The 15,117-nt window shown below is 65.6% G+C and carries 5 protein-coding genes and 1 pseudogene; 2 read left to right on the plus strand and 4 right to left on the minus strand.

All coding sequences use genetic code 11. From position 1 onward, the window contains the following. Positions 1-116: 116 nt before the first annotated feature. Positions 117-1,637: a Fic family protein gene (locus tag ACOQPP_RS02765; protein WP_420635837.1), complete on the minus strand. Its 1,521-nt coding sequence runs from the start codon at positions 1,635-1,637 to the stop codon at positions 117-119. 211 nt (positions 1,638-1,848) lie between these two features. Between ACOQPP_RS02765 and ACOQPP_RS02770 the strand changes: the two genes are divergently transcribed. Next, complete coding sequence (locus ACOQPP_RS02770) at positions 1,849-7,908, plus strand: DEAD/DEAH box helicase (protein WP_420635838.1); 6,060 nt, start codon at positions 1,849-1,851, stop codon at positions 7,906-7,908. 117 nt (positions 7,909-8,025) lie between these two features. Further along, a pseudogene (locus ACOQPP_RS02775) lies at positions 8,026-8,295 on the plus strand (type II toxin-antitoxin system VapC family toxin); the annotation flags it as partial. Positions 8,296-8,523: 228 nt separating this feature from the next. On the opposite strand, the gene ACOQPP_RS02780 reads toward ACOQPP_RS02775, so the two are convergent. The 3 genes from ACOQPP_RS02780 to ACOQPP_RS02790 form a co-directional block, all read right to left on the minus strand. Next, entirely contained in the window at positions 8,524-9,132 is a 609-nt protein-coding gene (locus ACOQPP_RS02780) for a uracil-DNA glycosylase (protein WP_420635839.1), read from the minus strand. Between the two features lie 18 nt (positions 9,133-9,150). After that, positions 9,151-10,455 carry an aminotransferase class V-fold PLP-dependent enzyme gene (locus ACOQPP_RS02785; protein ID WP_419165657.1) on the minus strand — a complete coding sequence of 435 codons (1,305 nt, stop codon included), beginning with the start codon at positions 10,453-10,455 and terminating at the stop codon, positions 9,151-9,153. A 131-nt stretch (positions 10,456-10,586) separates the two neighbouring features. Next, a complete protein-coding gene (locus ACOQPP_RS02790; protein ID WP_420635840.1) occupies positions 10,587-15,101 on the minus strand; it encodes a leucine-rich repeat domain-containing protein in 4,515 nt (1,504 codons plus the stop codon). Positions 15,102-15,117: the final 16 nt, after the last annotated feature.

The following is a 15,117-nucleotide window of genomic DNA, read 5'->3' on the forward strand; positions in this document are numbered from 1 at the left end:
CCGAATAGGTAGTTGGATGTCTGAAAGGTTGGGCCGATCACGTCCGTTCGTCAAAACTCGAGTCTGCGGGGCGCAACCTACCACGCTGGTTTCGAGGGAACGTCGGCCATGGGATATCACACGGCCGCAGGGCCACCCGCGCCGGACCTCATCGCTGGCATGCGCAGCCGCTTGCCCTCTCTCTCGGCTTCGTCGGAATCCAGGAAGGCGTGGCACGCTTCCAGCTCCCGTTGCGTTTCTCGAAGCGAGGTCCAGTCGACGGCAAGAGTCCAGCGCTGGGCGTAGTAAAGCATGTCGATCAGAGGCTGGGGCCGGCGGTCCGTTCGGGACAGCGCGCGGAGCGCGGCAAGGTAATTGTTTCGGAAAACGGTCGGGATGATGATCCGCTCCTCGCCGGCCGCTACGAGTTCCGCGTTCATCATGACACGCGCGACGCGTCCGTTTCCGTCCGCGAAGGGGTGTACCTCGGCTACGAGAAACATCATGTAGACCGCCCGCGCAAAGGGCGACTCGAGGCTGTGATACAGGGAGAAACCCTGCTCCAGCGTTCCCGGTACCAGGTGGGGCAGGACAAAGTGCGTGTTACCGGCCTGGTTCGGAGCGTCCTTGAATTCGCCGGGCCGCATTTCGGGACGTCCCGCCATGATCTGCCGGTGGCGGTCGCGCAGTAGACTCGTAAGCCCCGCCGGATCTCGCGGTGTGCGCGTCATCTCCTGCGGATCGGAGACGAGGCTCCACGTTCCGACCACATCGCGAGCGTCCGCGGGTCGACGCTGTGGAATCTCGCCCTCGAAAACGATTCGCACGGCCTCGTCAACCAGGAACTCGGTGCCTTCGACGAAGTTCGAGAAGTATGCCTCGAAGAACGCCAGCGTGGCTCGGCCCTGCGCATCTCGGCGCGGCGCGGATCGTACGCTTGGGGGGTGATCGCGGAGCGCCCGATGCAGCTTGTGAAACAACTCCATGCGGTCGGGATCGTAGGCGTTCCCTCGGCTGCGGGCCCGCGCAAGCGGTGAATCGAGCTGACTTCTGCGGGTGCCAAGGAGAGCGCCGATGAGAGCGTCGAGGCGGACTGCCTCCGTCTCCAAGCCGAGTTCGGCGGCCACAACACGGGCTTCATCCCGCAAATGATTTACGGCCGTCTCCCCTCCCTGGCGGATCAGGCGATCGAGAGCTTCTTCGATTTGAGCCTGTGAAAACGTGCGCGGCACGCGACCGCTCCGGGCCCGGGACGGACGCAAGTTCTGCAAGTAGGCCCGGGCCCTCGAACTCATGTGCAATCCGTTGACGAACGACATGTCGGATGCGGTCGGCCCGGATCCGCGCCTCGGACGCAGCACGATTCCGGGCAACTCGACGGTCCTGCCCCGCTCGCTGACGAGGCATACGGACCCGTCGGGGGCGGGGGTCATATCGAGAGCCGTGCGGTCGGCGACCAGAGCCCCGGGAAAGTACCCGGCGACGATGGTCCACAGGTTGCGCCTCACGACGTCCTCAGGCGGATCGTCCAGGTTCTTCGTGTAGAGGCGAGAAGCGAGCTTCCGCAGCGTTCCGGCCTTCACGGCACGCGACACGTCGCGACTGATCGCCGTATGCGACACAAAGGCTTCGGGCAGTTCGTCCAGCGCACGATTCATGGAATCTTCCGAGAATTAACGTTGCGAGATCGCGGGAAACGGGAATTATCCTAACATAAGAAGCCCAAAATGCGAAAAAAATGACCTTATCGTTCCCGGGCGATCCCTGGACGGAATGCTGCTTCCCGCGCGAGCCCGGCCCACGACGATTTCACACGCCGGGAAGCGTTTCGTAGGTTTCAGGTATCGACAACTCAACCACTTGGCTTCCATGGCCCTGAATCCCGTCGCCTACATCGAGAAGGTCGCGAAGAGCTTCCTCCGCTACCAGCTCACGGCCTACCCCTTCTCCGACCCTCACCTCCTGGGGCAGATGCGGGAACTGCTCTCGCTGGACCACACTCGCGCCTCCCCCCTTCTCAGGGGACCCTACGTGAGCCTCTCGCGCCCCTTCCGGGCTGGGGCATCGGTCGAACAAATGGTCGACGAGGGTCTGCTTCACCCGCACCTGGCGAGCCGGATCCCGTCGCAGATCACGCACTTCTACAGCCATCAGGAGCGGGCGATCCGGGCCATCGCGGAAGGTCGGACGACGCTCATCTCCACCGGGACCGGATCGGGGAAGACGGAGTGTTTCCTCTATCCCGTCGTCAGCCAGGCCCTGAGCCTGAGGGATGAGTCCGCCGCCGCGGGCGTCAGTGCCGTCATTGTGTATCCGATGAACGCGCTGGCCGAGGACCAGCTCATGCGGATTCGAGGTCTCCTGGCCGGTACCGGCGTCCCGTTCGGGATTTACGTCGGTAAGACCCCGGAACGCGAGTCCGATGTCGTCGGCGCCAGGCTGCGGCCCGGATCGTCGCGGGAGGACTACCTCGCGCGGCTTCAGAAGGCCAGGCGAGACGGGACGGGCGAGTCCGTGTACCCGAGCGAGGAGGTCTGCTCGCGCCAGACTATGAGAACGCCGGGAAAACAGCCCAGAATCCTCCTGACCAACGTCAAGCAGCTGGAGCTCCTTCTTACGCGGCAACAGGACATCGAGCTGTTCGAGGACGCGCGCCTCGACCACCTGGTGTTTGACGAGGCGCACACCTTCACGGGCGCCATGGGCGCCGAGACGGCTTGTCTCATCCGCCGCCTGCGGTCGTTCTGCAACATCGATCCGGGCCACACGACGTGCATCGCCACCTCGGCGACCATCGCCGACTCGCGGGAGCCGGGTGCGGCCCGCGATTTCGCCGCGCGCTTCTTCGGCGTCCCGGCCGGCGAGGTCTTGATGGTAGGGGAAGACTACGAAGCCGAGACCTGGGCGGAGCCGCGCGTGGTGCCGCCGACGCCGCCCGGAGACCCGTCACAGATTCTGGACCAGAGCGTCCGGGCGGTTGAGGACGAGGACGCCACGGGCGCTGACGTGGCACGAGCCTATCGTTCGCTGTCCGGCGGCGATCTGCCCGCGCAGGATGATGGCGACTGGCCCGGAGCGCTGCACACCGCGCTCGCCCACAACGAGCTTGTCTATTGCCTCAACGAGCAACTCGCCGCGCCGCGCGCGCTTGATGAACTGCCGGAGGCGCTGGAAAAACACATCGGGCGGCCGGTCACCGAAGCCGAAATTCTTGCTTGGCTGACCCTCGGGGCGGCCGCGCGCCGCACGGGACGTCCCTTGCTGCGGCCGGTGATCCACGGATTCGTGCGAGGGATCGGCGGAACGGTGGTCTCGTTTCCGGAGGGCCGGGAAGGCGCGCGGCTGCGGCTCACGGCACGGGACGACGCTCCTTCCGATGTATCAGGCGACACACGAGAGCGCTCTGGCGACGGGTACGCGCATCTGCCGGTCACCACCTGCACGGTCTGCGGGCAACACTACTATATCGCGTTCCTCAAGGACTTCTCGTTCACGAGAAGGAGTCCCGGCGGTGGGGAGGCGGGCGGCGACGGCAGGCACTGGGCGCCGCTTGACGAAACGCACGGCGGCAAGCGCGTCGTGCTCGTGGATCGTCTGATCGGTGAGACCGAGCGCGACGGCGAGTCGTCCGCCCCGCGGCGGACGGCCGTGCTATACCTGTGCCGCCGCTGCGGCGCGGCCCACCCGAACCGCGCAGACCGTTGTCGCGCGTGTGGCCGCATCGGCGAAACGGTGGAGCTGCACGCGATTCGACAGAAGCGGGAGAACCCCGGCCGCCTGACCAGCTGCCTGTCCTGCAGGTCCAACGGCCGCCGCGTGATGGGACGCTACCGCGAACCGGCGCGGCCGGTGCGGGCGGTGACCGTGGCCGATGTCCACGTCCTGACTCAGGACATGGTGCATCACGCTGAGCGCTCCCGGCTGCTCGTATTCTGCGACAACCGCCAGGATGCGGCGTTCCAGGCGGGATGGATGAAGGATCACGCCCGCCGGTTTCGGCTCCGAGCGCTGATGGCCGAAGGGATCAGGAAGCACCCGGGAGGCTCGGTGGGCGATTTGGCCGCCTATCTCGACGACCGACTGGAGCGGGAGGAAACGCTCTCGCGGGCTCTCGTCCCGGAGGTCTGGCAGGTGGCTCGACGAGAAGGATCGGGGGGACGCCACGCCCGAGAGCGGCGGAAGTACCTTCGCATCCAGGTGCTGCGCGAGGTCGCTCTGTCCGCCCGTCAGGCGCTCGGGCTGGAGCCGTGGGGGCGGCTGAGGGTCGAATACGACGGGCTTTCCGCGTCGCTCCCCTGGGTACAGGAACAGGCGTATCGGTTGGGCATCCCCGCAGACCGCCTCCGTGACGGCGTGTCGAGCGTTCTCGATCACTTCCGCCGCCGAGGCGCGTTCCTCGACCCCGAACACAACCTCTTCACGAGGTATTGGGACGAGGGCTCCCTCGAAGTCCAGCAGGGCTACCTGCCCGGATTCGTCAAGCCGCTGGGTTTGAAACTCCGCCGCGGAGCCGATGAGAGGAGCGAGTGGGTCATGCAGTGGCTGAGCCGAACCGGCGACACGACCATGCGGCAGATCGCGAGGAAGTGGGGCGAACCCGCTGACTCGCTCGAACCTTTCCTGGAGGGCCTCTTCGCTTTTCTGGTCCGGTGCGGGCTCCTCAAGCCGGTCCGCCTTCTGGGTGCGAGGGGCAGGCCGCTGCCCAACCTCGAAGACGTGTATCAGGTCAGCGGCGATGCTCTGCGGCTCGACCCCAACACCGGCGTGGCACGCTGCAGGAAGTGCCGCCGCACGACCACGCGCGAACTGCCTCGCCGCCTCTGTCCTGCGTGGCGCTGCGACGGCGAGTTGGAGTGGATCCGCGAGAATCCGGACGACTACAACCTTCAGCTGCTCGACCAAACCTATTCGATGCTCCGGCCCGAAGAGCACACGGCCATGGTCCCGCATGACCACCGCGAGCGGCTGGAGAACTGGTTCAAGGGGGAGTCGAACGCCGTCAACTGCCTAGTCTGCACGCCGACGCTCGAACTCGGGATCGACATCGGCCGCCTCGATTCGGTCCTGATGCGAAACGTGCCGCCGCTGCCCGCCAACTACTGGCAGCGCGCCGGGAGGGCGGGGCGCCGCCACCGCATGGCGGTCAACATGACCTATTGCCGCCCGGTCTCACACGACCGCGCCTATTTCGCCGAGCCCCCGAAGCTGCTCGGCGGCCGGATCGACCCGCCGGCATTCAACCTCCGCAACGAAGTGATGGTGGCCAAGCATGTCCACGCCACCGTCATCGCCGCTCTCCACCGCTATGGCCGCGACCCCCGGCGGCCCGAGGCGGAGCGCAGAACGACGCGAGAAGTGCTGGCCGCCTGTCTTCCACAGCGGGTCAACCCGTACTTGTTCGACCGGGGTGTTGTCCGGGGCGAGCCCTTCGACTTCGATCCGCTGCGCGAACTCGTCCGCAAAAACAGACCCGATTTGGTGGACAGGGTTTGCAGCGTCTTCAGTGCGGGCTGGCCGGAGGAGGATTCGGACGTCGTGGCGCCTGACGCTCTCCGGGCGCATGTGGACGCGTTCGCCGACGAATTGAAGACTGTCGTGACACGTCTGCGCCGCCGCCTGCGGTGGGCGATGGACCAGATTCGGCGCCTGAACGCGCTGCGGGAGAAGCACGGTACCCTTGGAGGCGAGGACGAAGCGCTGTTCAGGCGCTGCGGTCGCCTCGTCGCGAGGCTGAAGGGCGAGGATCGCGGACGTCGCCACGCCGAAGGGCACGATTCCTCGATCACGTTCAGCGTTCTGGCGGCGGAGGGCTTCCTCCCCGGCTACGGCTTGGAGACCGGCTATGTGATGGCATGGGCGGAGATCCCGTTCTGGCTTCATGGCGCCATGGACTTCGTCCTGCCCAGGGCACCGGCGACGGCGCTGCGTGAATACGTTCCCGGCAACCTCATCTACGCCAACGGGCACCGCTTCGTCGCGCGACGCTTCCACCGTGACTTCGCCGACGAACACGTCGAAATGCCCGTGTACGAGGTGTCGTCCGCGCACCAGGCCGTTAGGGAGATGTCAGTCGGTGCGTCATCGTCGCTTGCCGGCGAGACGCTCCAGGCCATGGCGGTGTGCGATGTCGATCTGAGCCACACATCCCATATCTCCGACGACGAGGAACTGCGCTTCCAGCTGGGTGTCGCCGTGTACGGCCTCGAACTCGGGCAGCACAGCGGAGGGAGGGCGTATGGCTGGGGCGACAAGCCGCTGCTCGTGCGGCGGGGCGTACGCATGCGCCTCGTCAACGTCGGCGCTTCGGAGCCGATCAAGGCAAGAGACCGCTTCGGCTATCCCGTCTGCACGATCTGCGGCCAGAGCGTGTCGCCGCTGTCATCTCAAGCACAGCGCCGGAGCTTCCGCGAATCGCACGAGGAACGTTGCGGCCGGGAGCCGAGGCGGATCGGGTTCTACGCCGATATCGCGGCGGACGCGTTGTCGCTCCCCGAGTGCGTAAACGCGACCCAAGCCTACAGTGTGCTCGAGGCGCTGCGAATCGGCGCGACCCGCATCCTCGACATGCACATGGAGGACCTGCAGATCCTCGTCATCGGGGAGATCGGACACGACGAGGTGCTGGGGCTCCTGTGGGATCCGATGCCCGGGGGGTCTGGCCTCCTCGACCGCGTATGCGAGCGCTTCGCCGAGATCGTAGCCGTCGCCCGCGAAGTCGTAGAGGGTTGCCCGAGCGTCTGTGGATCATCGTGTATCGATTGCCTGCAGACCTTCCGCAACGCGTACTACCACTCCAGCCTGGATCGGACGGTCGCCCTGGACGCGCTCAGGGAGTGGGGAGAGCGGCTCGCGTTCCGGCACGATATCCCGCCGAAGCAACCCGCAGCCACGCCCGCCGACGACGCGGTGCCCGTCAATCTGGCAGAGAGGAAGCTGCGCCATCTTCTCCTCCGGGCAGGATTTGGGGAGGGCACGCGCGGAGAACAGATCCGGCTGGACCGCGCCTTGGGCACCACGACTCCCGACGTCATCTACCGCCACGACGATGACGGTTTCTGCGCGGGCGTGTGCATCTACCTCGACGGAATGAGCGCGCACTTGCACGGCAATCCGGAGACCGCCGCGAGGGATCGGGAGATTCGAACCTGGCTGCGAGGCAGCGGCTACGAAGTCCTGGAGATTCCGGCCAACGAACTCGACGACGAGGGCGCCATGACGCGCCATTTCCGTCGCCTCGCGAACTATCTGGGCCAGCCCGACCGTGGGCGGGACCTGTCCGACGACCGGAGTTGGTTTGCGGACCACGATTCATCGGCGAAGACGGACGATCCAGCGGACATCCCGCGTTTGCGCCTGGTTACTCCCACTCCCGAGAGTCGCTACCGAACGTGCGTTCCGCTGATGCCGCTGCGGGCGGCGGCGGGCGCGTTCGGCGATCCGAACGAGCTGCTTGACGAGTGGGATCGAGACTGGGTGGCCGTGGACACGGTTCGTGGGCTCCGGGACGGGATGTTTGTGGCTCGCGTGACCGGGCGCTCGATGGAGCCGCGTATTCCCGATGGCTCGTATTGCCTCTTCGCGAGTCCGGTAACCGGCTCGCGCCAGGGGCGCACGGTGCTGGTCGTCATGCGGGACGATGTGGATCCGGAGACGGGCGCCCGGTTCACGGTGAAGCGATACCGAAGCGAGAAGACGGAAGACGAGAATGGCTGGCGACACGCCAGGATCATCCTGGAGCCAACCAACCCGGATTTCGACCCCATCATCCTAAGAGTGGATGACGAGGCGGCGGTGGGCGTCGTGGCGGAACTCGTTGAAGTCATCGGTCGCGACCCCCCTGACCCGCGATTGGGTACGGCCCCGGAGCTGATCCGACGCATGGGGGACGACTTCGACGAGCCGCTCCCGGATTTCTCCGAGTATCAGTGAGTGAAACTCCTCACCGACACGCACACGCTGCTGTGGGCCATCGGGTCGCCGGAGAAGCTGAGCGATCGTGTCCGGGAGATGCTGATCTCCACCGAGAACTAGGTTGCTTTCAGCACGGTCAACCTGTGGGAGATCGCGATCAAGATCAGCATCGGCCGCCTTGAACTCGACGCCGATTGGCGGGAGGCCATCGAATCCGGCCGTAAACACCTTCGCGCTCGCTGGTTGCGCCCGGAGCCGGAACACTGCGGCCTAATCGCCTCGCTGCCTTGGCACCATCGCGATCCCTTCGACCGTATGCTCATCGCACAGGCCATATCGGAGGGCATGACGCTCCTAAGCGGGGATCAGGTGCTGGACGAATACGCGGTGGACGTTCTCTGGTAGCGCCCCGGCGTCGATCCTCGATGAACGATGGGCTGTCAGCGCGGCATGCGAAGAGGCTGGCCCTCCAACTCCGCCTCATCGGAATTCAAGAAAAACGAGAATTATCCGCACGTTAAGAGTTCCACAGGCTCGAAAATGAGAATTATCGTAACATAAGCAGCCCCAAATGCGAACAAAACGGCTTTAGTCTGTGGGGCGACGCCGATTCCGGATTGGAATCAGGGTCTTCTATCGGCCGTCCATGACCTGGGCCCACCGGCCGGGGATACTGGTCCACTTCTCGGGCGCGGTAGCCTTGACAATCGGGGAGGGGTGATACGATTCCACCAGACGCAGGTCCATTGCCAGGCCCGCCACCTTCGCCTTCGCTCTGGCGGCGTGTCCACCGACGAACACGACGCAGCCGAGCAGCGGCAAGAGTCGAATAAGCTGTTCGACGCGTTCGATCCCCGCGTTGCGTTCCGCGTTGGTAACCTTCCGGGTGCCGTTCCACCACGGGATCACGTTCCAGAGTACGGTTTTGTAACGTGGAACCCCCGCGTCGCGCATGAAGCAGAAGGTCGCCTCCGCCGTATGGTCGTCGTTGTCCCGGCTAATGAAGCCGGATCCGCCTTCGTCAGGGCTCGTCTTGGGTCCGGGCTTTTCGAACAGGAAGAGAACCCGGGCGGTGGTGCCTCCGTCCAACGGATCGAAGCAGGGAACAAAGGTCTCCGGCTTCTCGGCCCGCAACTTCTTTGTGAAGTCGGTCAGCGGCCGAATGTGCGGCAGGTCGAGAAGGCCTTGCCGGCGCTTACACTCCTCGGCGTCGCGGAGCGTGCGCGTCGTCGTCGGGTGCACGCCCGCATACCTGATCGCTCAGGCGGGGATCCCGTGCTTCACCGCGTGGGTCATCGCGTCCACGAAGCGGTCAAGTTCCTCGAGCGTCGAGTAGGTGGACGGCGAGATCCGGAGCCCCGTGAACTCCGCGTGGTTGATGCCGACCGTAAAGATCCGGTGCTTGTTCCACAGCCAGTTGCGGAGCGCGCTCGTTTCGATCCCCTCCACCTGGACATTCGCGATTCCGCACGCGAAGCCCGGCTCGAGGCTCGTGTTGAGCCTCACGCGGTCGTGCTGGAGAAGCGGTTCGGCCCAGTAGTTCCGCAGGTAGACGAGTCTCGCCTCCTTGCGCTCGCCGCCGATGAGCTGGTGGAAGGTGAGCGCCTCCCCGATGGCGAGGAAGTTGGCCTCGGGGTGCGTCCCCGTCTCCTCGAACTTGCGGATGTCGTCGTCGCGGCCCTCGGCCGCGGCCTGCAGCGGCCAGATCTCCGGGATCTTCTCCCGCTTGACGTAGAGCAGGCCGGTGCCGACCGGAGCGTGCAGCCACTTGTGCAGGCTCACCGCGTAGTTGTCGCAGTTCAGTTCGGAGAGCGTGAACTCGTGGTGCGCGAGCGAGTGGGCGCCGTCGACGATGACCGGGATGTCATAGCCGCGCGCCATATCCACGACCTCGCGCACGGGGAGGATCTGCCCTGTGATGTTGATCATGTGGCACATGAGGATGAGCCGCGTGCGAGCGGTGATCTGCTCCTCGAACAGCCGGACGATCTCCGCCGGATCCTCGGCCGGGATCGGAATCTTGAACTGCTTGAGCACGATCCCCTCGCGGCGCTCGCGCTGCTTGAAGGTCGTGACCATGCGCCCGTAGTCCTGGGTCGTCGTCACGACTTCGTCCCCGCGGGCCAGGTCGTATCCGCACTGGAGGATCTGGAGGCCTTCGGACGCGTTGCGCGTGATCGCGATCTCCTCGGCGTCCACGTCCCACTGGCGGGCGAGGCGGGCGCGGACGCCCTCCCGCTGCGGCTCGAGGATCTGCCACCCGTTGTAGACGGGGATCTGGTTCGCGAAGTCGAGGTCCCGCTTCATCGCCTCGAGCACGTGGGCGGGCGTCGGGCTCACGCCCCCGTTGTTGAGGTTGACGAGGGAACGGTCGGTCGTGAACGCCTTCTGGATTTCGATCCAGAACTCCTCGTCGCGGGCGATCTCCGCGGGGCTCCCGGGCGTAAGCGACAGGTCGCGGGCCGTCGCGATCGCGGTGTTCCACTTCGTGGGCACGGCGGTCATCACTCCGGCGGCTGCGGCGGAGCCCCCGAGGCGGGCGAGAAATCGTCGGCGGGTGGGCATACGGCCTCCTGGCTGGTTCGGCTTGCATCCTGCTGCTGCCAAATAGACTGCTTTCGACGCCGTGAGCAAGTCCGAGGGCTCCCGGGCGCCCGGCCTCGGAGCAGGGTCCGGCCCCGCGTGGACGGTAAGTGCTACCGTCCCCACGCGAGTTCGTCGGGAAGCCCGCGGCTGAACAGCATCCGTAGGTGCCGCGCTTGTGAGAATGCTCCCGCGGCGTCAGCGCTCGTCCTCGCGGCGGGGTCGCGGAATATGCCGCGCACGCGCCCGCTCAGGGAATCCAGCAGGATGGCCATCGGGCGATCGCTTTCTCCGTCCAGAGTTGCGGATCCCTCCGGTCCGGAGAGGGTGATGTTCGCCAGAGCGCCGGCCCAACCGGGCTGAACAGGAACGGCGAAGACGAAGGAGGAACTCCCGTCGCCGTCGGCTGTGACCGCCATGTCGAAGTTCAGAGAAAACAGTTCGTCTCCATCAGCCGTGGCTCCGGTCAGCCGATAGGCGCCGCCCGGGGGCGGCAGGACCGTCGGCGCCTCGACGACGAATGCCGGGTCAAGGAACGGGTTACCTGCGTTGTCGACGCCGCCCCACAGAAGTATCGACTTGGTCGGCGACGATCCCGCATGGGCCGCGCCGCGACCGGCAGCCAGGCGGTAGACGACCATTTTGTTGAAGTTGTACTCACTGACCCAGCGCGGGCTGCAATAGGACATCAGCGCTCCGGTACGAGGCGACACAAGCGCGTTCGTGCGAGGATCAACCCCCCAGACGCCGATTCTGCCATCGCGGTGGGGGAACGACAGATCGGGACCGGCGGCCCCGCCGCACGGTGCATGAAGCAGATTCAGGTTATGTCCAGCTTCGTGCGCGATCACGGACGGTATGGGTCTGGATGCCTGTGACCGGCCACCAAGCTTGGCGATTCCGCGAACAGCGCCCGGTGCCGACGGCGGGACGAGGCCGAGGTAATAGCCGCCAGCGTCCTCCAGTACCCGGATCGCCTCCGTCATCTGTAGAACTTCGCCCGGCTCGACGCTCGTTGCCGAAACAGCCTCGTGTACATCCACAGCCAGATCTCGAATAGGTAGCAGCGAACCCAAATCCCAAAGTAGTTCAGACTCCGCGTTCAGCCCCTTCGTCAAGTCAAGGAGGGAGGAATCCGGCTCCGACTCCAGCAGGAACGGAATCACCGTCAATGCGAACGGGGGGACCTCGCGTACGTCCAGCTCGAGTCGGCCGGTCGCCGGGATACGGGACTGGACGCCCAAGCCGGGATCGAGCGTCGCGCCGGGGTCGATCTCGACCACCATCTCCAGGCCGGGCCGTATCTCGGACGCTGGAATCTCCGCGTTGGCCGACTGCGCGAGGTCACCTTCGTCGATTTCGGTCGGGATGGCGGCGGACCCTGTGGGGATATTCACTACGTAGGTCTCCGTATCCCCGACGTAGAAGCTGGCGCGCACGGGCGGAATGCGCGCCCTCGTCGTACTCGAGGCCCTGACGAACACGCGCAGCAACGCGCTCTCCCCCGCCACCAGCGGGACCGGGAAATCGTTTGACTGGACGGCCTGCGTCAGATATGCGATCGATCCCTCGTCGGAGCCGCAGCGGGCCACCCGGTGCAACTCTATTCCCCTCAGCCAGTCTCTGAAGGTTGGCTCCTGTGGCGCGCACAGCTGTGTGCCCCCGAGCAGCAGCCGATCGAGGCCCTCAATGGCGGTGAGGCTGGCGGGGAGGGGCCCGCGCATGCCCGCATTGTGGGTCAGCTCAAGCGTTTGCAGTCGCGTCAAGCGCCCCAGTTCGCGCGGGATTCCGCCCGTCAGTTCGTTGAGGTCGAGCCGAAGAATCTCAAGGTTGGTCAGATTTCCGATCTCGCGTGGGATCGCGCCGGTCAGTTTGTTGTTGCCCAGTCCCAGGCTCGACAGGCGAGAAAGCTTGCCGAGTGCTGCCGGGATCACGCCGGAAATCCGGTTCGAATGGAGCCGCAGCTGGGTCAGGTTGGACAGGTTGCCAAGGCCGGGCGGAATCGTACCTGTAAGGTGATTCCGGTGGATGGCAAGATGCTCTAGCGCCTCCAACTTGCCGAGTTCCGGCGGGATACCGCCGATCAGTACGTTATCGAAGAGATATAGTCCCCTCAGACTCGACAGGGCGCCGAGTTCTGGCGGAATCCGACCGGTCAGGGCATTACCGTACAGGCTGAGACGCTGAAGGCCGACGAGGTTGCCTATCTCGTCAGGAATATCACCTGTCACACCTGTAGTTGTCAGGTCCAGCTCTTCCAGCGTGGCAAGGTCACCGAGCTCCGGCGGAATACGTCCTCCCAGGCTGCGGTTGGACTGGAGCCTGAGCGATCTCAATGCCGAGAGGTTGCCCAGCTCCGGCGGGATGCCGCCCCTGAGATCGTTGAAGCTGAGGTGAAGGTGGCTCAGCTTGGGCAGTTGCCCCAGGGTCGGCGGGATCGGTCCCGTGAGGGCGTTGCCCTCGAGGCGGAGAGATTCCAGCTCAGACAGAAAGCCGACTTCGTCCGGGATGCGACCGACCAGGTTGCTTGATTCCAGACCAAGACCGGTGACCCGGCCTTCCTCATCCGCATCGACACCGAACCAGCTCCCCAGCGGTGCGTCGGTCAACCATCCCTGGCGGGCTCTGGCTCTCCAGGAATCACCGTTGGTCGCTTCATAGAGCGCCCGCAGAACCGCGTGATCGGAGAGGGGCGAACAATCCAGATCGGTGCCCTGATGGTGCGGAATAGCGTTCAGCCATTCCAGGAAGGACGGCTCGGGCGGAGCGCACAGTTCGGTCTCCGAATAGTCGAACTCCCGCAGGCTGAGTGCGATGAGTGCGAGCGGCAATGGTCCAGAAAGAGCGTTGCCGGCAATCCTCAGCTCGGTCAATGCCGCCAGTTGCGACAGCGGCGAAGGGAGTTGGCCCGTAAGTCCGTTGCGGCTCAGATCGAGGCGCCGGACCCGGCCGATGGAGTCCGTTTCAACGCCATACCATGCGCTGAGTGGTTGCCCTCCGAGCCAGCCGTCGGACATCGCCCAATCAGCCCCGCCGGTGTCGTAGTAGAGTTGCTCGAGTACCGTTGCGTCGGACTCGTTGCAAAAGCGCCCGCGATGTTCCGAGATACGGTCCAGCCAGGCGGTGAAGCGCGCCGTGCCCGGGACACAGAGACCCTGGTTTCCCTGAAAGAGAAACCTGGTCAGTCGGCCGAGTCGGAGGAGACTCGGGGGAATCGGCCCGTCCAGCACATTGTAGCTCAGTTCCAGTTCGCTCAGCGCGGAGAGGTCTCCGAGTTCGGGCGGGACGAAGCCGGACAGACGATTCCTGTCCAGGACAAGGGTTTTCAGGCGGGCGAGCTTACCCGTTTCGCGCGGGATCGCACCGGTCAGGTGGTTCCCGTTGAGAGTCAGCATCGTCAGCCGCGACAGCTTCCCGATCTCGGGCGGGATTGTGCCCCCGAGGCTGTTGGCGGAGAGTCGAAGAACTCTCAGATTGGCGAGATTGCTCAGGGTGGGCGGGATGATTCCCCGAAGTCCGTTGACGCGAACGTCCAGGTACTGGAGGTGGCTGAGGCTTCCAACCTCCGGCGGGAGGACACCCGCCAGTCCGTTGTCGAATAGTCTCAGTTCGACAACGCGTCCCTCATGATCGACCCGCACGCCGTGCCACTCTCCGAGGGGCGCCTCGGTAAGCCAGCCACTATTGTCCTTCCAATTCGGTCCATCGGCCGCATGAAAAAAGGCGGCCAGAGTCGCGCGGTCGGAGGTTCCAACCCGGACTCGGGCGGTCGCCGAGACGGCTCCGGCCGAGGCGGTGATCGTCGTCGCGCCCTCGCCCGTGGCCCTCACGAGTCCCGTCGAGTCCACCTCGGCCACCGCCTCGTCACCAGACCGCCAGAGCACGGTCGCGCTGGCGACGGTGTTCCCGTTGGCGTCCGTCGGGTCCGCGAGCAGGCGCGCCGTGTCGCCGACGGCCCGAAGCGTGACGGTTTCCGGCGACACGGTTATGGTGCTGACCTCCTGCGTCACGGTGATCTCGGCGGTCGCCGAGACGGCTCCGGTCGAGGCGGTGATCATCGTCGCGCCCTCGCCGGTGGCCGTGACCAGTCCCGTCGAGTCCACCTCTGCCACCGCCTGGTCACCGGACCGCCAGAGCACGGTCGCGCCGACGACGGTGTTCCCGTTGGCGTCCGCCGGGTCCGCGCGCAGGCGCGCCGTGTCGCCGATGGCCCGCAGTGTGACGGTTTCCGGCGAGACGGTTAGGGTGCTGACCTCCTGCGTCACGGTGACCCCGGCGGCCGCCGAGACGGCTCCGGCCGAGGCGGTGATCGTCGTCGCTCCCTCGCCCGTGGCCGTGACCAGTCCCGTCGAGTCCACCTCTGCCACCGCCTGGTCACTGCTCGCCCAGGCGACTGTGGCACCGGGGATCACCCGCCCGTCCTGATCTCGGATTTCCGCACCGAGTTGAGCCGTCTGGCCGATCGCCGTCAGCTGGATCTCGCGTGGAGTTACCGTGATTGTGGCCGGGCGAGGCGGGGCCGGAGGAGGCGGAGGCGGAGGCGGGGGACCGGTGGTGGCATCTTCGCCGCATGAGAGAACGGCGATCAAACACAGGACCACCACAGATGGCGCCGTTCGCCCCACCATGGAGCGAACGAAATCT

The sequence above is a fragment of the Candidatus Palauibacter sp. genome, from assembly GCF_965222475.1.
GTDB lineage: Bacteria > Gemmatimonadota > Gemmatimonadetes > Palauibacterales > Palauibacteraceae > Palauibacter.